The sequence below is a fragment of the Caballeronia sp. AZ7_KS35 genome, from assembly GCF_023631045.1.
Lineage (GTDB): Bacteria > Pseudomonadota > Gammaproteobacteria > Burkholderiales > Burkholderiaceae > Caballeronia > Caballeronia zhejiangensis.
This window is the reverse complement of record NZ_JALQDV010000071.1, coordinates 114,658-136,941: the sequence shown is the minus strand read 5'-3', so window position 1 is coordinate 136,941 and position 22,284 is coordinate 114,658. Positions and strand designations below refer to the sequence as shown.

At 63.4% G+C, this 22,284-nt stretch carries 7 protein-coding genes; 4 read left to right on the top strand and 3 right to left on the bottom strand.

Features of this window, described 5'->3' with window-relative positions; all coding sequences use genetic code 11:
* The 3 genes from NCT05_RS35985 to NCT05_RS36910 all read right to left on the bottom strand — a co-directional run.
* Positions 1 to 15,305: non-ribosomal peptide synthetase (locus tag NCT05_RS35985; protein ID WP_250504643.1), on the bottom strand; the 15,305-nt coding region annotated here is incomplete at its 3' end.
* Positions 15,306 to 15,505: 200 nt separating this feature from the next.
* Positions 15,506 to 16,483, bottom strand: coding sequence for a cupin-like domain-containing protein (locus tag NCT05_RS35980; protein ID WP_250504642.1), 978 nt, complete (start codon positions 16,481 to 16,483; stop codon positions 15,506 to 15,508).
* Positions 16,426 to 17,097, bottom strand: a complete 672-nt coding sequence (locus tag NCT05_RS36910) for an MbtH family protein (protein ID WP_284507654.1) — start codon at positions 17,095 to 17,097, stop codon at positions 16,426 to 16,428. The genes NCT05_RS35980 and NCT05_RS36910 overlap by 58 nt, the downstream gene beginning before the upstream one ends.
* 697 nt (positions 17,098 to 17,794) lie before the next feature.
* Between NCT05_RS36910 and NCT05_RS35970 the strand changes: the two genes are divergently transcribed.
* From NCT05_RS35970 to NCT05_RS35955, 4 genes are read left to right on the top strand one after another with little or no spacing between them, the layout of a single operon-like run.
* Positions 17,795 to 18,829: a substrate-binding domain-containing protein gene (locus tag NCT05_RS35970; protein ID WP_008345492.1), complete on the top strand. Its 1,035-nt coding sequence runs from the start codon at positions 17,795 to 17,797 to the stop codon at positions 18,827 to 18,829.
* Positions 18,830 to 18,862: 33 nt separating this feature from the next.
* A complete protein-coding gene (locus NCT05_RS35965; protein WP_250504641.1) occupies positions 18,863 to 20,344 on the top strand; it encodes a sugar ABC transporter ATP-binding protein in 1,482 nt (493 codons plus the stop codon).
* Positions 20,341 to 21,291 (top strand): ABC transporter permease, encoded by a 951-nt coding sequence (locus NCT05_RS35960; protein WP_008345494.1) that lies wholly within the window; start codon positions 20,341 to 20,343, stop codon positions 21,289 to 21,291. The genes NCT05_RS35965 and NCT05_RS35960 overlap by 4 nt, the downstream gene beginning before the upstream one ends.
* Complete coding sequence (locus NCT05_RS35955) at positions 21,288 to 22,274, top strand: ABC transporter permease (RefSeq protein ID WP_175983205.1); 987 nt, start codon at positions 21,288 to 21,290, stop codon at positions 22,272 to 22,274. Before NCT05_RS35960 ends, NCT05_RS35955 begins: the two co-directional genes overlap by 4 nt.
* Positions 22,275 to 22,284 lie beyond the last annotated feature (10 nt).

Below are 22,284 nucleotides of genomic sequence, written 5' to 3'. Positions count from 1 at the left end.
TGATGATCGTTGCGGCCGAGGAACTCGATGTTGCCATCGGCACGATAACGTGCGAGATCGCCTGTGCGGTACATGCGCTCGCCAGAAGTGAAGGGGTCGGCGACGAAGCGCTGCGCGGTGAGCGCCGCGCGCCGCGGATAGCCGCTCGCGAGACCCGTACCGCCGATATACAACTCACCCGTCACGCCGAGCGGCACAGGACGCAGGAATTCATCGAGAACATAGGCTCGCGTGTTGGCCAGCGGTCTCCCGATGGGAATCGACATGCCGTATGCGATGTCATCGTGATAGGCATGCGTCAACACGCCCACCGTCGTCTCGGTCGGGCCATAGTGATTCAGAATGCGCATGCCGGGCTTCAGTGCCTGCACGCGGCGGATCCAGTCGGAGCGCGTCGCTTCCCCGCCTAGCACGAGCAATTGCGTCGGCAATGCAGGCGCGGTGTCGAGCGTAACGTCAACGAGCGCGCGCAAATGTCCGGGCACGATCTTGAGGACATCGATTCCGCGCTGACGCATGTACTGCCCGAACAGATAGCTATCAGTGGTGCGGTCGTTCGACAGCACATGCAGCTCGTGGCCAGCGACCAGCGCACCGAACAGAATCGTATTGCCCAGATCGGTCGCGATGGTCGAAGCGAGGGCCATCTTGCACGGCGCGAGCACGTTCATCCTCGCAAGCACGCCGCTCAGATAGTTCGATAGATTCCGATGACTCAGCACGACGCCCTTGGGCTTGCCGGTCGAGCCGGACGTGTAGATCACATACGCGGGGCTGTGCGACTGCAGGTCAATGGCGGGATCGATATCGGGACATGCATCGATACGGCACGCTCCTTCGTCGGGACAAACGATCGAGACGTTAAGCGCGACCCGTGAAAGACCGTCGAGCAACGATGTCTGAGTCACGAGCAGCGATACATCGGCGTCGTCGAGCATGTACGCGAGGCGCTCGGCGACCGAGGCGGGGTCGAGCGGCACATACGCAGCGCCTGCCTTGAGTATCGCCATCAACGCGACGATCATGTCGATGCCGCGCTCCATGCACAATGCGACGCGATGTTCCGGTTCGACGCCAAGCGCGATGAGATGGTGCGCAAGCCGATTAGCGCGCGCATCGAGTTGCGCATACGTGAGGGATTCGTCTTCGAAAACGAGCGCGATCGCATCGGGCGAGCGTCGGACCTGTTGGGCAAAAAGTTGATGGATACTCAAGTGCTCGGGATACGCAGCAGCGGTGTCGTTCCATCGCCTGAGCGATGCATGCTCTTCGGGTAGCACGATGTCGAACGCGTGCAGAGGCGCATCGGGTTTTTCTAGCGCTTGTTCGAGCAGACGCGCGAAGCGTTCCCCGAGCCTTGCAATCGTGTGCTCGTCGAAAAGATCGGATGCGTAGCTCAGGCTACCGGTAAAGCGCCCTTGCGTGTGCGCGAGCTTCAACGTGAGATCGAACTTCGCGCCGGCTTCGGAAGGAGGCAGCAACTCGAGCGTGAGTCCGGGCAAGGCGAGCGGCTCCGTCGGGGCGTTCTGCAACACGAACATCGCCTGGAAGAGCGCCGTACGGCTAGTATCGCGAGCGGGCGCGAGTGCTTCGACGAGCTTCTCGAACGGCAAGTCCTGATGCGCGTACGCGGCGAGCGTCGTATCGCGAACTTGCCTGAGCAATGTACGCAACGAAGGCGAGCCGGAGAGATCCGCGCGCATGACGAGCGTATTGATGAACAGGCCGATGAGCGGCTCGACTTGCGCATGCGTGCGATTGGCGATCGGCGAGCCCACCGCGATATCCGTTTGCCCGGACAAACGCGCGAGGAGCGTCTGGAAGACGGCGAGCAGCAGCATGAAGGGCGTGGCGCCTTCGCGTTGCGCGAGCGCGATCAGCCGCTCGGAAAGCGCCGGGCTGAGCGCGAAGGGCAAGCTGGCACCGCGCCCGCTGATGTGCGAGGGCCGGGGGTGATCGGTCGGCAGATCGAGCGGCGCGAGGCCTTCGAGCCGATTGCGCCAGTACCGAGTCTGTCTTTCGAGCTCGGCGCCGGCGAGCCAATCGCGCTGCCACAAGGTGAAGTCGGCGTACTGCACATCGAGCGGCGGCAACGCAGCAGGCGCGTTCGACAACGCCGCCGTGTAGCACGCGCCGAGTTCACGCACGAGCACGCCCGTCGACCAGCCATCGTAGATGATGTGATGGATCGTGAACAGCAGGACATGCTCTCGCGCGGACAGGCGCATCAATCTCGCTCGGAGCAGCGGACCCTGTTCAAGATCGAATGCGCGTGTTGCCTCATCTTGTGCGAGGCGGCGGACTTCGGTGGCCTGCGCATCGGCATCGAGCGTATCGAGCGCGATCAGCGGCACGGTGACCTGCGCTTGCATTGCGATGCGTTGAACCGGAACGCCGTCGTGTTGCGCGAAGCAAGTGCGCAGGACTTCATGCCGATCGATGAGCGCGTTCATCGCGGTCTGCAACGCCCGAGCATCGAGCGATCCGGTGAGACGCACGGCCACTGGAATGTGATACGCGGACTGACCCGGGTTGAGTTGCTCGAGGAACCATAAACGTTCCTGCGCGAAGGACAACGGCAGATGCGCGGGGCGCTCGCGCGTCTGCAAAGGCGGCAAGATGCTCGCGCGATCCGAAGGCGCATCGAGCGTCAGCGCTTCGGCAAGCAAAGCGACGCCAGGCGCATCGAACAGCGTCCGCAAGGGCAGCTCGATCGCAAGCGTCTGACGCAAACGCGAGACGAGTTGCGTAGCAAGCAGCGAATGGCCGCCGAGCGAGAAGAAGTTGTCGAAGACGCTCACGCGTTCGAGGCCGAGTACATCGGCGAAGCACTTCGCGAGCGTGTGTTCGAGCAAGGTGCGCGGCGCGACATACGCGGCAAGGTTTTGCCATTCAGGATCGGGCAACGCGCGACGATCGAGCTTGCCGTTGGGTGTCAGCGGCAGCGCGTCGAGCAGCACGAAGGCCGACGGCACCATATAGTCGGGCAGACGAGAACGTGCATGTTCCCGAAGTGCCTCGATGTCGATATCGCCGGTTGCCGTAACATAAGCGACGAGTTGCTGATCCAGCGTTTTTTGATGCCGCATGCGGCCGATGACGACAGCCTCGCGCACCGACGGATGACTGGCGACGTGCGCTTCGATCTCGCCGAGCTCGATACGGAAGCCGCGTATCTTGACTTGATGATCGTTGCGTCCGAGGAACTCGATATTGCCATCGGCGCGATAACGCGCGATATCGCCGGTTCGATACATGCGCGCGCCCGCGATGAACGGATCATCGATGAAACGTTCGGCCGTGAGTTCGGGCCGGTTCAGATAACCACGCGACACACCCGCGCCGCCTATAAACAACTCACCGATCGCGCCCGGCGGAACCCGCCGAAGGTGCGCATCGAGCAGATAGATGCGCGCGTTGGCAATCGGCTTGCCGATGACCGGCTGCACCTGGTCTGCCGTGATCTCGGTAAGCGCCGCATCGACGGTGCATTCAGTCGGACCGTAGACGTTGAACGCGCGAATCTGTTCAGCGTTCGCCAGTCGATTCCACGTCTGTTGTGTGATCGCTTCGCCGCCGATAAGCAAGGTCAGCTTCGACCGCCGGCGTTCGAGCAAGCCGCTGGCGAGCATGACATCGAGTTGAGTGGGCGTGCAGTCGAGCGCGTCGATATCGGCGTTGTTCAGATAGTCGATGAGCACCGCACTATCGGTGCGCACGTCGGCGGGAATCACGATCAGTCGATGACCTGCAAGCAGCGCCGTGAGGCTCTTCAATGAAGAGTCGAACGCGATGCTCGCGTTCAGACCGATGCCGGAGCGCGCGGCGCAACGTGTGAACACCGTCGATTGCAGCGCGTAATGCAGATTCACGACATGGCGATGTTCGACCATCACGCCCTTGGGCTTGCCGGTGGAGCCGGAGGTGTAGATGACGTAGGCGAGATGATGAGGCGCGACGTTCGTTTGCGGGTTCTCTTGTGGGAGCGCTTCATCGAGCGATGCATCGATATCGAGTACGTCGAGCGCGCCGGTGTCGCCCAATGCTTCCCGGCCCGCGGCATCGGCGAGCAGCAGACGCGGCGCGGCATCGGTGAGGATATGGTTCAGGCGCTCGCCCGGATAAGCCGGATCGAGCGGCACGTAAGCGCCGCCTGCCTTGAGTATCGCCATCAACGCGACGATCATGCCGATGCTGCGCTGCATGCACAGCGCGACGCGATCGTCCGGCCGGACGCCGAGCGCGATCATTCGATGCGCAAGCCGATTCGCGCGCGCATTGAGTTCGGCATACGTGAGCGATTCGCCTTCGAATACCAGCGCGGTCGCTTCAGGCGAGCGCCGAACCTGCTGCTCGAACAGACGATGGACGCATACATCTTCGGGATGCGCCTCGGCCGTGTCGTTCCATCGTTCGAGCAGCGCATGCTCGTCAGGCAGCACCAGTTCGAACGCGTGCAAGGGCGCATCCGGTTGATCGAGCGCCTGTTCGAGCAGACGCGTGAAGCGTTCGCCCAAGCGCACGATCGTCTGTTCATCGAACAGGTCGGTCGCATAAGCGAGCGTGCCTTGGAATCGATCTTGTGTATGCGTCAGATTCAGCGTGAGATCGAACTTCGCGCCGGCATCGGCGGGGCGCATCACTTCCAGCGTCAGGCCGGGCAGCGAGAGCGGCTCCATCGGCGCGTTCTGAAGGACGAACATGACCTGGAACAACGCCGTGCGGCTGGTGTCGCGAACCGGCGCGAGCGCTTCGACGAGCTTCTCGAACGGCAAGTCCTGATGGGCGTAAGCGGCGAGCGTGGTCTCACGAACTTGCGCGAGCAGTTCACGCAGCGACGGCGATCCCGAAAGATCGGCGCGCAAGACGAGCGTGTTCACGAACAGGCCGATGAGCGGTTCCGTCTGCGCATGCGTGCGGTTTGCGATCGGCGACCCTATGGCGATGTCGTTTTGACCGGACAGTCGCGCGAGCAGCGTCTGGAACACGGCGAGCAGCAGCATGAACGGCGTGACGCCCTCCCGATTCGCAAGCGCGTCGATCCGTTCGCATAACGCGGCACCTACCGCGAATGGCACACTCGCACCGCGTCCGCTCATTTGCGATGGACGTGGGCGATCGGCGGGCAGGTTCAGCGGTGCGAGTTCGGCGAGCTGATTGCGCCAGTATTGCGTCTGACGGTCGAGTTCTGCACCCGCCAGCCAATCGCGCTGCCACAAGGTGAAGTCGGCGTATTGCACGGCCAGCGGCGGCAGTGAAACAGGCTCATTGCGTAACGCAGCCGCATAGCCCGCACCGAGTTCACGCACGAGCACGCCCGTCGACCAGCCATCCGAGACGATATGATGCATCGTGAACAGCAGCACATGTTCGTCTTGTGCAACGCGCAGCAAGAGTGCGCGCAGCAACGGACCGCGCTGAAGATCGAATGCCCGCGTGGCTTCGTCCTGCGCGAGTCGACGCAGTTCGGCGGCTTGCGCATCAGATGCAAGCGCATCGAGCGCGATGACCGGCAGCGCGATGTGCAAGTGCGGCGCGATGCATTGCACGGCCTGTTCGTCGTATTGCGCGAACGTGGTTCGCAAGCTCTCGTGACGCTCCACGAGCGCGTTCAGCGCGGTCTCGAATGACGGCACATCGAGCGATCCGTTCAGACGCACCGCGACTGGAATGTTATACGCGGATTGTCCGGGATCCAGTTGTTCGAGGAACCACATACGTTCCTGCGCGAAGGAAAGCGGCAGATGAGCGGGTCGCTCGCGTGCTTGCAGAGGCGGCAAGGCGCTCGCGAGGCGACGTGACTCATCGAGCGCAAGCACTTCGGCAAGCGCTGCAACGCTCGGCGCATCGAACAAGGCACGCAGCGGCAAGTCGATGGAGAGCGCTTGGCGCACGCGCGAAACGAGTTGCGTGGCCAGCAGCGAATGACCGCCCAGCGAGAAGAAGTTGTCGAACACGGCGACACGTTGAAGGCCGAGCACACTGGCAAAGCATTGCGCGAGGGTTTCTTCCAGCGATGTGCGCGGCGCGACATATGTGGCCTGATCCTGCCACTGCGGATCGGGCAATGCGCGACGATCGAGCTTGCCGTTGGGCGTCAGCGGCAAGGCATCGAGCACCACGAACGCCGAGGGCACCATGTAATCGGGTAAGCCCGATGCAAGATGTTCGCGCAACATGCCCGCGTCGATCTCGTCCGTACCGGTGACGTACGCGATGAGTTGCTGATCCTGCGTCGCTTCATGCCGCGCGCGCGCGATGACGACAGCCTCCCGCACCGACGGATGACTCGCGATCTGCGCCTCGATCTCGCCGAGTTCGATACGGAAACCGCGAATCTTGACTTGATGATCGTTGCGTCCGAGAAATTCGATGTTGCCATCGGCGCGATAGCGTGCGATGTCGCCGGTGCGATACATGCGCCCGCCCGGTACGAAGGGATCGTCGAGGAAGCGCTCGGCGGTGAGTTCGGGACGGTTCAGATAGCCGCGTCCGACACCCGCGCCGCCGACATAGAGTTCGCCCACGGCGCCGACAGGCATCAGGCGGCGCTCGGCATCCAGCAGATAGATGCGCGTGTTCGCGATGGGACCGCCGATCGGCACCGGGTTCGACTCTTCCGGCAGGCACCGATACGCGGTCGCCCAAACCGTCGCTTCCGTCGGACCGTATTCGTTGTAGAGGGCGACCGGTCGAGGCAGCGTGGAGCTTTGCTTCGCGAGTCCGGGCGGGCACGCTTCGCCCGCTACGATGATCTCGCGAAGCTTATGATCATCGCTCGACGACATACTGTCGAGAATGGCCTGACCGAGCGACGGCACGCACAACACACGCGTGATGTCGCGGTGCCGCACCAGTTCGATGATCGCGTGCGGGTCTCGCGCGGTATCGAGATCGACGAGCGCAAGACAGCCTCCGTTCGTGAGCGTGCCGAAGAGGCCCGCGACGGAGCTGTCGAACGCGAGCGACGACAGCAGCAGGAAGCGTTCGTTCGGTGCGCGCTCATAGAACCGGTGCCGCGCGAAGGTGGACGCGACGAGCGTTCCGTGCTCGATCGCCACGCCTTTGGGCTTGCCGGTCGAACCCGATGTATAGATCACGTAAGCAAGGTTGTTCGGGCTGACGTTCGGGCGCGGATCATCCTGCGGATACGCGTCGTCGAGCGCTGCTTGCGGATCGATGACAGTGAGCGAACCCGTGTCGCCCAATGCTTCGCGACCGGCGGCATCGGCAATGAGCAGACGAGGCATCGCATCGGTGAGGATATGCGTCAGGCGTTCGCCCGGATAAGCGGGATCGAGCGGCACGTACGCGCCGCCTGCCTTCAGTATCGCCATCAACGCGACGATTCCTCCGATGCCGCGTTCCATGCAGAACGCGACGCGATCTTCCGCTTGCACGCCGAGCGCGATCAGCCGATGCGCAAGCCGGTTCGCGCGCGCATCGAGCTGCGTGTACGTGAGCGACTCGTCCGCGAAGATGAGCGCGAGGGCATCCGGCGTGCGCCGGACTTGCTCTTCGAAGAGTTGCTGGATGCAAACATCGTCGCGATAAGCCGTTGCCGTGTCATTCCATCGTTCGAGGAGCGCGTGCTCCTCGGGCAGCACGATGTCGAGCGCAAAGAGCGGCGCATCGGGCTGATCGAGCGCATGTTCGAGCAAGCGCGCGAAGCGCTCGCCGAAGCGCGCGATGGTGCGTTCATCGAAGAGGTCGGTGGCGTAGTTCAGGCTGCCGGTCAGATGGTCTTGCGCATGAGTCAGGTCCAACGTGAGATCGAACTTGGCGGCGGATTCGGCCGGTGGCAGCGGTTCCAGCGTGAGGCCGGGCAGCGCGAGTGGTTCGAGCGGCGCGTTCTGTAACACGAACATCACCTGAAACAACGCGGGGCGGCTAGTGTCCCGAACCGGCGCGAGTGCTTCGACGAGCTTTTCGAACGGCAAATCCTGATGCGCGTAAGCAGCGAGCGTCGTTTCGCGGACTTGCGTGAGCAACGTACGCAACGACGGCGATCCCGAAAGATCGGCGCGCAGCACGAGCGTATTGACGAAGAGGCCGATGAGTGGCTCGATCTGTGCATGCGTGCGATTGGCGATGGGCGAGCCGACGGCGACATCGTTCTGTCCGGACAGGCGCGCAAGCAGCGTCTGGAACACGGCGAGTAGCAGCATGAAAGGCGTGACGCCTTCCCGATGCGCGAACGCATACAGCCGTTCGCACAGCGCGGGGCTGAGCGCGAAAGGCAAGGTCGCGCCGCGTCCGCTGATCTGTGCGGGGCGTGGACGGTCGAGAGGCAAGTCCAGCGGCGCGAGATCGGCAAGACGACCGCGCCAGTATTGCGTCTGGCGTTCCAGTTCCGCATCGGCGAGCCAGGCACGCTGCCAAATCGTGAAGTCGGCGTACTGCACGGGCAAGCGCGGAAGCGCAACCGGCTCCTTGCGCACGGCAGCCGTATAGCATGCGCCGAGTTCGCGAACGAGCACGCCGATAGACCAGCCGTCCGAGACGATGTGATGCATCGTGAACAACAGGACATGTTCAGCGGATGACAACCGCAGCAATCGCGCGCGAAGCAGCGGTCCATGTTGAAGATCGAAGGCGCGCGAGGCTTCGATCTGCGCGAGACGGCGGACCTCGGCGCTTTGCTCATCGGCGACGCGTTCATCGAGTTCGATGATCGGCAGCGCGATCTTCAGGCTGGACGCTATGCATTGCATCGCTTGGCCGTCGTGCTCCACGAACGATGTGCGAAGGCTCTCGTGACGTGCCACGAGCGCGTTCAACGCGGTTTCGAATGCGTGAACATCGAGCGAGCCGAAAAGGCGCACGGCGACGGGTATGTTGTACGTCGATTGTCCCGGATCGAGTTGATCGAGGAACCACAAGCGTTCCTGTGCGAACGACAGCGGCACTTGCGCGGGACGCGGCAACGCTTGCAACGGCGGGCGCGCCCCGGCGCGATGAGCCGTGTCCTCCAACGCGTCGGCGAGCGCGGCGACGCTCGGCGCATCGAACAGCGTGCGCAAGGACAATTCGATCGACAGGGCTTCGCGCAGTCGCGAGACGAGTTGCGTGGCGAGCAGCGAGTGTCCGCCAAGCGCAAAGAAGTCATCGAAGATGCTCACGCGTTCGAGGCCGAGCACGCTGGCAAAGCACTCGGCAAGCGATGTCTCGAGCGATGTCCGCGGCGCGACATACACGGCGAGGTTCTGCCATTGCGGATCAGGCAGCGCGCGTCGATCCAGCTTGCCGTTCGTCGTAAGCGGCAAGGCATCGAGCGTCACGAACGCGGACGGCACCATGTAATCCGGCAGACGCGAACCGAGATGCTCGCGAAGGTCGCTCGTGTCGATGTCGGAAACGCCGGTGATATACGCGATGAGTTGCTGATCCTGCGTCGCTTCATCGCGTGCGCGCGCGATGACGACGGCTTCGCGCACCGCCGGATGACTGGCGATCTGCGCTTCGATCTCTCCCAACTCGATACGAAAGCCTCGAATCTTGACCTGATGATCGTTGCGCCCGAAAAACTCCAGACTGCCATCGGGACGATACCGTCCGAGATCGCCCGTGCGATAGAGCCGCGCGCCCGGAACGAAGGGATCGTCGATGAAACGCTCCGCGGTCAGCTCGGGCCGATTGAGATAGCCGCGCGCCACGCCCGCGCCGCCGACATACAACTCGCCGACCGCACCGACAGGCGCGAGCCGCTGTTGCGCATCGAGCAGATAGATCGTGAGGTCAGGAATGCGCACGCCGATCGGGCTGTGGCTGTCCGCGCAGTCTTCGCGATCGAGCGGTCGATAAGTCACATGCACGGTCGTCTCGGTGATGCCGTACATGTTGACGAGGCGCGGATGCCGATCCGAATGACGCGCGTACCACGGCTCCAGCATCGAAGGATTCAACGCCTCGCCGCCGAATATCACATAGCGCAACGCGGTGGGCGCATCGTTCGTCTCCTGCGCCTGAATCAATGCGCGAAACGCGCTCGGTGTCTGATTCAGTACGGTCACGCGTTCCCGCTGAAGCAGTCGAAGAAAGTCGGGCGCGAAGCGCGCAAGCTGTTGCGGCACGATCACGAGCTTGCCGCCATAACGCAGCGCGCCCCACATTTCCCAGACCGAGAAGTCGAAGGCGAACGAGTGGAACAGGCACCATACGTCGCGTTCATCGAAATTGAACCAGTCGTGCGTCGCATCGAAGAGGCGAACGATCTGCGCGTGCTCGATCATCACACCCTTGGGCTTGCCGGTAGAACCGGACGTGTAGATCACGTATGCGAGATGCGACGGAGCGACGGCCGTGACCGGATCGTCTTGCGAGATGTCGTCGTCGAGCAATGCATCGGGATCGATCACGGTAAGCTCGCCCGTATCGCCGAGCGCCGCGCGGCCGGGGGCGTCGGCGAGCAACAGGCGCGGCGTCGAGTCGCTGAGAATGTGGCTCAGGCGCTCGCCCGAATAAGCGGGATCGAGCGGCACATAAGCGCCACCGGACTTGAGGATCGCGAGCAACGCGACCATCATGCCGATGCCACGCTCCACGCATAACGCGACGCGATCTTCCGGCCCCACGCCCAGCGCGATCAGACGATGCGCGAGCCGGTTCGCTCGCGCATTGAGTTGCGCATAGGTCATGGATTGATCTTGGAAGACGAGCGCGACCGCGTCGGGCACGCGCCTGGCCTGTTGCTCGAAAAGCTGGTGAATGCACATGTCCGATGGATACGAAGCCGTGTCGTTCCATGTCTTCACCAGCAGCTCGTACGTGTCGGGCGGCACGACGTCGAGCTGATTCACCGGCGTTTGCGGCGCTTCTTCGAGTGCCTGCGCAAGGCTCGACAAAGCCTGCGCCATATATCCACAGAGCTGTACGGGCGACAGCGGCGCAACGGTCTGCGCGATGAGACCGAGACTATCGCCGTTGTCATCGACGCACAACGTCAGCGGATAATTGGTGCGCTCTTCGGCGCCGAGCAGTTCGATGCCGTCGAAGGGGGTGTGCCGGTCGTCGGATGCGCGATTATGACGATAGTTGAGCAGCGCATTGAAGAGCGGCGCGGGCGCGGCGACGCCGCTGCATCGTTGAGCGAGCGCGAGCGGGGCATGCTGATGCTGCAGCAGCGCGGCGAGACGGTCATGCGCAAGACGCGCGCTGTCAGCGACGGAAGCGTCGTCGATGTCGAAGCGAACCGGCAAGGTGTTGATCACGAGCCCGAGCGCCTGGTCGACGCCCGCCTGCATGCGTCCGAGCAACACGGTGCCGAATACCACGCACCCATCGGAATCCAGTGCGCTGCCCGCGTTCAACACGCGCGCCCACGCGAGATGACAGAGACTCGCGAGACTGACGCCGATATGCCGGGCCTGCGCGCGCAGACGCGCATCGAGTTCGGCGGGCAGCGTGATGTGCGCTTCGGCGACGGCCGAGCCGTCGTGATGCACATCGGTCAAGCCGAACGGCAACGTGGGCTCGCTGACATCGGCGAGCATGTCGCGGAAAAAGGCTTCCTGCGCGTCATGGTTCGCCGCGAGCCGGGCCTGCGCGACAAGGTCGCGGAATGGTTGCGCCGCGCCCAACGCGTGCGCGCGGCCATCGAGAATCGCGCCGATTTCCGCATGCATGACCTCGAGCGTCGCATGATCGCCGATCAGATGATGCCAGTTCAATTGCATCAGCCAGCGATCCCCGCTCGCGTCGCGTGCGATTGCAATCTGCATCAGGGGCGCGCGAGCGAGATCGAGGCGCTGCGTGCGCGCATCGAAATGATGCGCCAGATCGTCGACCTCGACGATCGTCACGGGCGCATGACGCAGGACGACTTGCGCCGCCGTCGTCACGCCTTCGTGAACGAACGCAGTGCGCAGAATGTCATGCCGCGCGACGACCTGTTGCAACGCATCGACCCATGCATCGAGACGGGCGCGGCTGTCGAACGCGAGGCGCGCGGTTTGCAGATACGGATCGCCTTCCGTCGTGAGCATGTGATGAAACAGGATGCCTTCCTGAAGCGGCGCGAGTGCATAGATATCCTGAACGTTATAGATTCCGCCAGGCATTTGATCGGCGATGCGATCGATATCCGTCTGCGTCAGCGAGATGAGCGGCAGCATGTCCGGCGTGATGGCGCTGTTCGCGGGCGTGATGACATTGGGCGGCACGACAATGTCGGACTTCGGCGCGGCGTAATCGATGGCATCGGCGAATGCGCTGAGCACGGGCGTCGCGAAGAGATCTCGCACGCTCGCTTGCAACCCGATGCGCCGCAAGCGCTCGATCAGCGTCACCGCGAGCAGCGAGTGGCCGCCGAGCGCGAAAAAATTGTCATGCCGACCGACACGTTCGATTCCCAGCAGTTCAGCCCACAGTCCGGCAAGCGCGCTTTCGGTGCGACCTTGCGGTGCTTCGAAGGGACGCAGCGCGAAGGCGTCGGCTTGCGGATCGGGCAACGCGCGGCGATCGAGCTTGCCGCTCGGCGTAAGCGGCAGCGCATCGAGCGCAACGAACGCGGCGGGCGTCATATAGTCGGGAAGACGCGTGCTCAGATGTTCGCGCAAGTCGCTTGCGTCGATGCCGAATTCATCGCGTGCGGTGACATAGGCGATGAGTTGCTGATCCTGCGAGCCGGGCGTGCGCGAACGCGCAATCACCACCGCATCGCGCACGGCCGGATGACTCGCGATCTGCGTCTCGATCTCGCCGGGCTCGATGCGGAAGCCGCGAATCTTGATTTGCAGATCATTGCGTCCGAGGAATTCGATATTGCCGTCGAGATGAAAGCGGGCGAGATCGCCGGTGCGGTACATGCGTGCGCCGGGCACGAACGGATCGTCGAGAAAGCGCTCGGCCGTGAGCTCGGGACGATTCAGATAGCCGCGCGCGACACCCGCGCCGCCGATATACAGCTCGCCCACCGCGCCAGGCGGCACCGTGCGACGCCGTGCGTCGAGCACATACGTGCGCGTGTTGGCGAGCGGCTTGCCGATAACCGGTCGCGCCTGTTCATCCGTGATCTCCGCGAAAGTCGCATCTACCGTGCATTCGGTCGGACCATAGACGTTGAACGCACGTATGCCTTGTGCGCGCGCAAGACGGCTCCACGTCTGCGGCGTGAGCGGTTCACCGCCGACGAGCACGGTCAGTGGCGCTTGCCGTCGTTCGAGCAGACGGGCCGAGAACAGCGATTCGAGTTGCGTCGGCGTGCAGTCGAAAACGTCGATACCGGATGTGTCGAGAAAATCGACGAGCGCCATCGCGTCGGTGCGCACATCGGCGGGAACGATGACGAGCCGATGCCCGGACAGCAACGCGGTGAGATTCTGCACGGACGCATCGAAGGCGATGCTTGCGTTCAGCGTCACGCCCGCATGCGGCGCGCAATGCGCGAACACGGTCGATTGCAACGCATGATGCAGGTTCATCACGTGCCGGTGCTCGACCATCACGCCCTTGGGCTTGCCGGTGGACCCCGACGTGTAGATGACATACGCGAGATGATGCGAGGCGAGGGCGGGCACATGCGGATCGTCGTTCGGCAGGGCATCGTCGAGCGATGCATCCGGATCGAGCACCGTAAGCGCGCCGATATCACCGAGCGCGTGACGGCCCGCTGCATCGGCGACGAGCAACCGAGGCGAGGCATCGCCGAGTATGTAACTCAGACGTTCGCCCGCGTAAGCTGGATCGAGCGGGATGTAAGCGCCGCCCGACTTGAGTATGCCGAACAACGCGACGATCGCGCCGATGCCGCGCTCCATACACAAGGCGACGCGACCTTCGGGACGCACGCCGAGCGCGATGAGCCGATGCGCGAGCCGGTTCGCGCGCGCATTGAGCTGCGCAAACGTGAGCGATGCGCCATCGCAGACGAGTGCGACGGCGTCGGGCGTGAGCCGTGCCTGCTGCTCGAGAAGCCGATGAATGCACTCATGCTCCGGATACGGCGCGGTCGTGTCGTTCCAGCGTTCGAGGAGCGCCTGCCTTTCAGGTAACACGAGCTGAAGCGTATGCAGCGGCGCATCGGGCCGATCGAGCACTTGTTCGAGGAGACGTGTGAAGCGGCGCGCGTGCGCCTCGACGGACTCGGGCGTATAGAGCAACGGATTGCCATCGAACATCAATTCGATGCCAAGTTCATCGCCCTGGTCATGCACGATCAGCGCGAGATCATCGGGCGTGCCATAGAAGGAGCGATTCGAGCCGATGACGCAGCCCGCGAAGTTCAGCGCACGGCTGTACTCCGGCATGATGTTCACCGTGGGACCGAAGAGCGGCCTGTCGGCTTCGATGCGGCCGACATCGCGCCGGATATCTTTCACGCGATAGCGCTGATGACGCAGCACGCGGCGGCTTTGCCGTGTTACGGCATCGAGAAGATCGACGATGGTCGTGCGTTCGTCGACGATCGCTCGTAACGGCAGCGCATTCGACAACATGCCCGGCACGCTTCTCGCCAGACGTCCGACGCGTGCGGTGACGGGCAACCCGAGCACCACTTCGGGCTGGCCGCTCAGACGTGCGACATAGGCGGCCATGACCGCCGTCATGATTTGCGGCCAGGTCGTGCCGTTGCGTTCAGCCATATCGCGCATGCGCGCGGTCGTGTCGGGCGACAGACGGATCCGCGCGCTCGCCTGCGAATAGGCTTCTGCGGGCATCGGCTCGGGCGCCATGCATGCCGAGAGGATTACAGGCTCGGGGCAACCCGCCATGTATTCGTGCCAGAACTGCCGATCGTTTTCGAAGGCGCTGGACGCGCGATACGCGGCGTCGTTATCGAGGAGATCGGCAAGACGCGCCCAGCCGGACGGTGCGGGATCGTCTCCTTGGATCAGTGCCGAGTAAATGGCTGCGAGCCGCTGCGTGAACAGCAAAAACGAAAAGCCATCGAACGCTACATGGTGAATCCGCTGAAAGAAGAAGAAGCGCGTGGGGCTCGCCTGAAAGAGCTGCCCATCGAATAGCGGCCAATGGCCGAGGTCGAAGGCGGTGGCCAGCGCGATCTGCACAGCGCGATCGATCGCTTCCAGCGGATCGGGTGCATCGCTTACATCGACCACGCGCAGTGTGAAGTGCAACGGCTCATCGGGGACGATCTGACGCGGCAAGCCGTCGGTGACGAAGAGGCGCACGCGCATGCCTTCGGCTTCGTCGATGGTTTGCCGCAGCGCTGCCTGAAGCGCATCGACATCGAGCGGTCCGATGATCTCCGTGAGTTGAGCAAGATTGAAGCGCGGATCGCGCAAATCGAGTTGCTGTCGAAAGAAGATGCCTGATTGAGCGGGCGTGATGGGAAAACCGTGCATGGCGTCGATCCGTAGTGGAGAGCACGCGCGTGCTCTGAAAGCGATAGTCGAGAACGTCGTCATCGGAACGCGTGGAAGAAGCGCACGCGCGTTCGCGCGTGGTTGCATCTGGCACAGGTCCTTGCGTGTTCGTCAGACTGATGCGGCGGCGTAAAGCGACGCTAACGCGCCTCGATTGGCCGCGGGTGTGAATGTGAAACTCAGGAAGTCACGAGCCTCGAAAGCGAACCGAGGGCGACGAACGCTCTCATCCGGAACGCGAGCATGGCGCTTTGCTGCGCGCGGATGACGTCTTTCACCGCGGGATCGCTCAGTGAACCGAGGCGATTGAGCGGCGTTCTGAAACAATGAGCGAGTGTGATGCCGAAATCGTTATCGGCGGGATCGACGCCATGCCACCAGAACGGTGGGATATAGAGAACGTCGCCGGGCGCAAGCGTGGTTTCGAACTTCGTCAGTGCACCATCCGCGGGAAAGAAGCGCGCGCCATCATTCATGTGATGAAGATTGGACTTGATCGGCACGGCATACGCTTGCCAGTTTTCACTGGACAGCCTGAACATGGAAATGCGCTTGGTGCCGATGATCTGCGTGGTTAGCGTCTCGTCGGTCGTGTGGTAGTGCCATTCGGTCGAAGCATTCCGATAGATGAAGAGCCGGTCTTGTGCATATGCGCGCGGCGGTCGATCGTGCTCTCTTTCGAGAAACTCATAATGGCCGAGATCGGGTTTCCATTCCGACGGAATAGGGAGCGCGCGGATCGCATGCGTCTCGTCCGGCCCTGCGTCGCGCAGACGCGTAATCGCCTGATTGAGTTTGAGCTTCGGGAGATTTGCATACCAGAGACCGGTGGGCGAGGCGTTGAACGCATCCGAGATGCCGACTTCGCTATCCGTCAATGCTTCGAGATAGCCGGGTGCGTTCCATTTCCGGAGAGCAGGCCAGTTGCGCACCGCTCCTCTGATGACAACAGGTTTCTGAGCGCAGACATGGTCGCTCCAGAATTGTCCGTGTCTGAGCGTTTCATTATCGATGGACGGAAGCTGAACGCTGCGTCCCGGAACGAGGTCGATCACTTTCACAATGCGCTTGGCCATTTCCCACTCCAGATCGAGAATCATCAGGACCGTGCAGTCCAGTTCTGTTCGATGTAGTCCAGGCATTGCCTGCGTGAGCAATCTGGATACTCCACCGTCCAGCCGTCCGGAACCTCGAGATGAGCGGGCCAAAGCGAGCGCTGCTGCAATTCGTTGATCAGCACACGGAATGTGCCCTGATCGTCGTCGAATGGATTGTCCACGCTGTTGCTCCCTTCGTTCGTGCTTCGGATTGCAACGAAATATAGGCGCCGGGAGTTAGCATTGAATGAGGTGTCGCGAGAGCCATAGCGTGCGTCGAGCGTGGCGCGCACTCGATGCGACGAGCACCTTGCAAAAGACGTGAGGAATGCATCGCTATTTAATATCGGCTTCGGATTGGTAGCAAGGGAAATTGCGGGGGCCTTACCGAGTTCGATATGTCTCGCGTGACGAGTGCTTTGCGCGATGCCCACATCGCGCTCGGCGCAAGGCACGTCGAGTTGCTTGTGACGCGTGTGCTGCCCTTGGGGGACGAGGTACGCAGCTATGCAAGCGCTTCCCGATGGCCTCGATCGCAATAAAAGAAGCGTATCAAGGATTGGTTTTCTAATCCAAAGCGCCCGGCATTTGCACGCAGACCGGCACAGACTCGGTCTTAACTCGAAAGAGCGTGCGCTGTGCACCTCGCCCGAGTTTGTGAGTGCTTCAAACATGGACTGCGGTCCCGGTGAGCCGCGCACGCGCGTATCCCGGCGCATACGATAACTTTCCGCGATGCCGTGCGCTGGCGCCAGGCGCTGCGGTTCCGTCGCGCGGGCTCGACTGCACCCGCCGACGCCATCGAACGCGTGGCGCGTCATGCGAACTTCCATCTGCATCTGGCTGCGCCCTGGCACGAAGCCGTCGTCGATGACAACCGCGTGCGCGCGCGTGCGGAAGACGGCACGTTCGAATTCGATTTCGTGATCGCGGCACGGGCTACACGGTCGATCTGCATGCGCGGCCCGAACTCGCCGGCATCGCCCATCGTGTGCTGCTTTGGCGCGACCGCTACCGCCCGCATCCGACGAACGCGACGATGCGCTCGAATATGTGGAGAAGCGGCCCGGCGAGGCATCGTTCCTGAAGAATATCCACGTCGTCAATGCCGCGGGATTGGTGAGCCGGGGCGAAGCCGCTGCGCCACGCTGTTACCGGTAACGCACGCAATTGCACGAATCGCGAAACTGTCGTTATACTGGCTCCGCGATCGAGTGGCCTGACCACCGCGATTGGCCTGACCGCAGGACGAATCAAGCAGACTGACTGGAAGCGTCGCATCGGCACCGCGCCCGATGCGCCCGGAAGGGGCGTGCTGAAGATGAAGTCGCGCAGCGCCTCTCCACAAGAAAAATGAAAGGAGACAACCCGATGTTCCGTGAAGGAGTGCAGGCAAGAGCCGCGCTCGCGCTCGCCGTCTGCATGCTCGCAGGCGCCGCGCACGCGCAGGTCGCAACGGGCGACACCACGCAGAAAAAAATCGCCCTGTCGAATAGCTTCGCGGGCAACGCGTGGCGGCAGTCGATGCTCAAGAGCTGGAACGCCGTCGCCCAGCAAGCGGTGGCGGACAAGAAGATCGCGGCCGCGCCCGCTTTCACGACCGCCGAGAATCAGGTGACGGAGCAGGCGCAGCAGGTTCAGAACCTGATCCTGCAAGGCTATAACGCGATCGTCATCGACGCCGTTTCGCCGACCGCGCTCAACGGCACCATCAAGAAGGCATGCGCTGCGGGCGTCGTCGTCGTCTCGTTCGACGGCGTCGTCGACGAGCCGTGCGCGTATCGCGTCAATTTCGACTTCAAGGGCTGGGCGGAGCAGGGCGTCGACTATCTGGCGACGAAGCTCAATGGCCACGGCAACATACTGGAAGTGCGCGGCGTGGCCGGCATCTCCGTCGACAACCTCATGCACGAAGGCGTGCTCGAAGGGCTCAAGAAGCATCCGGGGCTCAAGCTCGTCGGCTCGGTGAACGGCGACTGGACGCAATCGGTCGCGCAGAAGGCTGTGGCCGGCATTCTCCCGACGCTACCGCAAGTCGATGGCGTGGCGACCGAAGGCGAGATGTCGTTCGGCATCGCGCAGGCGTTCAAGGCCGCCAATCGTCCCGCGCCGCCGATGGTCATCGGCAGCACCTATCCCGAACTGCAATGGTGGAGCGAGCAGGCGAAGACCGGTTATCAGTCGCGCTCGCTGTCGAATCCGCCGGGCGCGGTCTCGTTCGCGTTCTGGGTGGCGCAGCAAGTGCTCGCGGGCAAGAAGATTCCGAAGGAAGTCACCATTAACGTGCCGCTGCTCGCCATCTCGCAGCAGGAGTTGCCGGCGAGGCTCGCCGCGACGCCGCCGGGTGGAATCGCCGACGTCACTTATACGCTGCCGCAGACCGTGGCCTTGCTCGACAAGAAGTAAGCATTCGATGACGCCACGCATGGAGGCATGTGAATGGGCGCAACTATCAATACAGAGGACGAGCGCACGCTGATTCGCTTCGAAGGCGTCGGCAAGACCTTCGGCCGGGTGCGCGCGCTCGCGGATATCGACTTCGCGTTCATGCGCGGCGAATGCGTCGGCATCGCGGGACACAACGGCGCGGGCAAATCGACGCTCATGGCCGTGCTCGCGGGCGTGTATGCGCCGACGCAGGGCCGTATCGAAGTGGACGGCCAAAGCGCGCCGCACTACGACGCCAACGCCGCGCGCAAGGCCGGCGTGCGCTGCGTCTTTCAGGAACTCTCGCTGTGCGCGAACCTGACGGTCGCGGAAAACATGACGATCGTGCATCCGAAATTGCGCGGGCGCGGCTGGCGGCGCACGGCAACGGCGCTCATGCGCGACAAGCTCGAAGAGATTTTTCCGGGCAACGGACTGAAGGGCAACGAACTCGTGTCCGATCTGACGCTCACCCAACAGCAGATGGTCGAGATCGCGCGCGGGTTCACGGTGACGGACGCGCCCGTGCGTCTCGTGATCCTCGACGAGCCGACCTCGTCGCTCGATGCCCATACCGCCGATCAACTGCTTGCCTTCGTCCGGCGCGCGGCAGAGAGCGGCATCACCTGTCTGCTGATTACGCACATGCTCGGCGAGATAGAGCGCGTCGCGAATCGTGTGATGGTGATGCGCGACGGCGGCATCGTCGGCGTGCTGCCGGGCAACGAGGCGAACCGTGCGTCGATCATTCAGGCGATGGGCCAGCATCTGGAAGCGGAGAAAACGCCGGCCGCCGCCCGCATACGCAACGCACAAAGCGATGACAAACCGTTCCGCTGGAACGTCGGCGGAAGGAAACATACGCTGATCGAGGCATCGCGCGGAGAGATCGTCGGCTTCGCCGGACTCGCGGGCCAAGGTCAGACCGAAGCGCTGCTCGCCATCTACGAGGCAGCGACGAGCCACGGCGCGGGCCGCATGAAAGCCGCATTCGTTGCCGGCGATCGCGGGCGCGACGGCGTGTTCCCGGTGTGGTCCATCGCGCAGAATCTCGATTTGCGGTGGCTTCTCGGCGGTGCGAAGCGCAAGCGCGGACTCGTCGATCGCGCGGCGGCGCGCGCGCTCGTGGAAGCGTGGCGCACGAAGATCGGCATACGCGGCGCGCCGATAAGCGCGGGCATCCTGTCGCTCTCGGGCGGCAACCAGCAGAAGGTGCTGTTTGCGCGCGCGCTGTCGTCGGACGCGCAGCTCATTCTGATGGACGATCCGACGCGCGGCGTCGATGTAGGCACCAAGCGCGACATCTACCGGCTCGTTCACGACGAAGCCGCGAAAGGCCGCACGTTCATCTGGTACACGACAGAAAACGAAGAGCTGTCGCATTGCGACCGCACGTATGTCTTTCGCTCGTCGGCGGTCACGCGCGTCTTGCATGCGGACGAATGCACGGAAGAAGCGCTGCTCGCTGCGAGCTTCGAGGAGCAGGCCGCATGACCCCCGCGCGCATCACCTTCCGGGACACGCAAGCGCGTCTTCGCGCGCTGCTTCCCGCCATCTCGCTCGTCGCGGTGCTCGTGCCGATTCTCGTCATGCAACCCGCCGTGATGAGCTATTTCGGATCGAGCCTGCTGCTCAATCTGGCCGTGCCGATCGTGCTCGCCACGCTTGCGCAACTCGCGATCATCACCGTCAACGATCTCGACTTGTCCATCGGTCCATTCGTGAGTCTCGTCGCGTGCATCGGCGCGACGCTGCTCGTCAAGGAGCCGTGGCTCGGCGCGCTCGCACTCGTCGCCTGTGTGCTCGCGTATGCAGCCGTCGGCGCGCTGATCGAACTGCGGCAGATTCCGTCGATCGTCGTGACGCTCGGGCTGTCGTTCGTGTGGAGCGGGCTCGCAATCGTGCTGCTGCCTTCGCCGGGCGGCGCGAGCCCCGGCTGGCTCGGCACGGCGATGAGCTATCAGACGCCGTTCATCGCCGCGCCGATCGTGTGGTCGGTGCTCATTGCCATCGCAGGGCACATTCTGCTGATGCGCACCTCGGCCGGCGTGCGCATACGCGGCGCGGGCGGCAATCCGCGCGCGATGCGGCGCTTCGGCTGGTCGCTCGTGCGCAGCAAGGCGACGCTTTACGGCATCGCGGGCGTGTTCGGCGTGCTGTCGGGTCTTTCGCTGCTCGGGCTCACGACCTCCGCCGACGCGAACCTTGCGCTGCGCTACACGCTGCTCTCGATTGCGGCGGTCATTCTCGGCGGTGGCGAATTCGTCGGCGGGCGCGTATCGGTCATCGGCGCGGTGCTCGGTGCCATCACGCTCACGCTCGCGGCGTCGTTCCTCGCCTTTCTCAACATCTCGGCGGATTGGCAAGTCGGCATGCAGGGCGCGATCCTGATCGTCGTGCTGTCCTTGCGCGTGCTGCTGCAACGCGGGGAACGGCAATGAAATCGCAGACTTCCGGTGAAGCGCTCGCCAACAACGATACCGCGTGGGAACGGCTGAAGGGCGTTCAAGCGCCCTGGGCGTGGTCTTTCGTCGGCACGGTGCTCGTGTGGTTCGGTATCGTCGGCATCTTCGGCTTCGGCATCGCGAGCAATGTCGCGCAGACGGCCCTCACCTACGGCGTGTTCATGGTGCTGGTCGGTCTCGGGCAGATGCTCGTCATCACGTCGGGTGTCGGCAACATCGACCTCTCGGTGCCGTCGACGATCGCGCTCGCGGGCGTCGTCGGCATGCACGCGATGGGCGGCTCCAACGGCCAGATTGCGCTCGGCGTCGCGGCGGCGCTCGGCGTGGGCGTCGCGGTCGGGATCGCGAACTACATGCTGATCCGGCTGCTGCGCATTCCGCCGATCATCGCGACGCTGTCGTCGAGCTTCATCATCCAGTCGATCGCCATTACGCAAGGGCGCCAGCTTCCGCCGCCGCCGCCCGCGCTGGGCGCATTCGCCACGAGCCGGCTCTTCAACGTGCCGTATATCGCGCTGGTTGCGCTCGCCTTGTCGGTCTCGCTCGCGGTGCTGCTTCATCGCGCCGTGTATGGCCGCAGGCTTTCGGCGATCGGACAGAACGCCCGCGCCGCGTGGCTCGCGGGCGTGAACGTGCATCGCACGCGCTGCCTTGCCTACGTGCTTTCGTCGATGATCGCGGCGCTCACGGCGCTGCTGCTCGCGGCGACATCAGGCGGCGCGTCGCTCGATATGGGCGTCGAGTACATGCTGATCTCGATCGCCGTGGTCGTGATCGGCGGCACGCTGGTCACGGGCGGCAAGGCGACGATCGTCGGCGTATGGGGCGCCTCGATGTTCCTGTTTCTCACCAACGCCGCGCTCAACGCGGTCGGCGCCGATGCCGGCGTGCGCTCGATCGTGTACGGCGTGCTCATCATCGCGGTGACGGTCGCCGCCGGCGGAAAACCGGCGCGCTGACACGCAATCC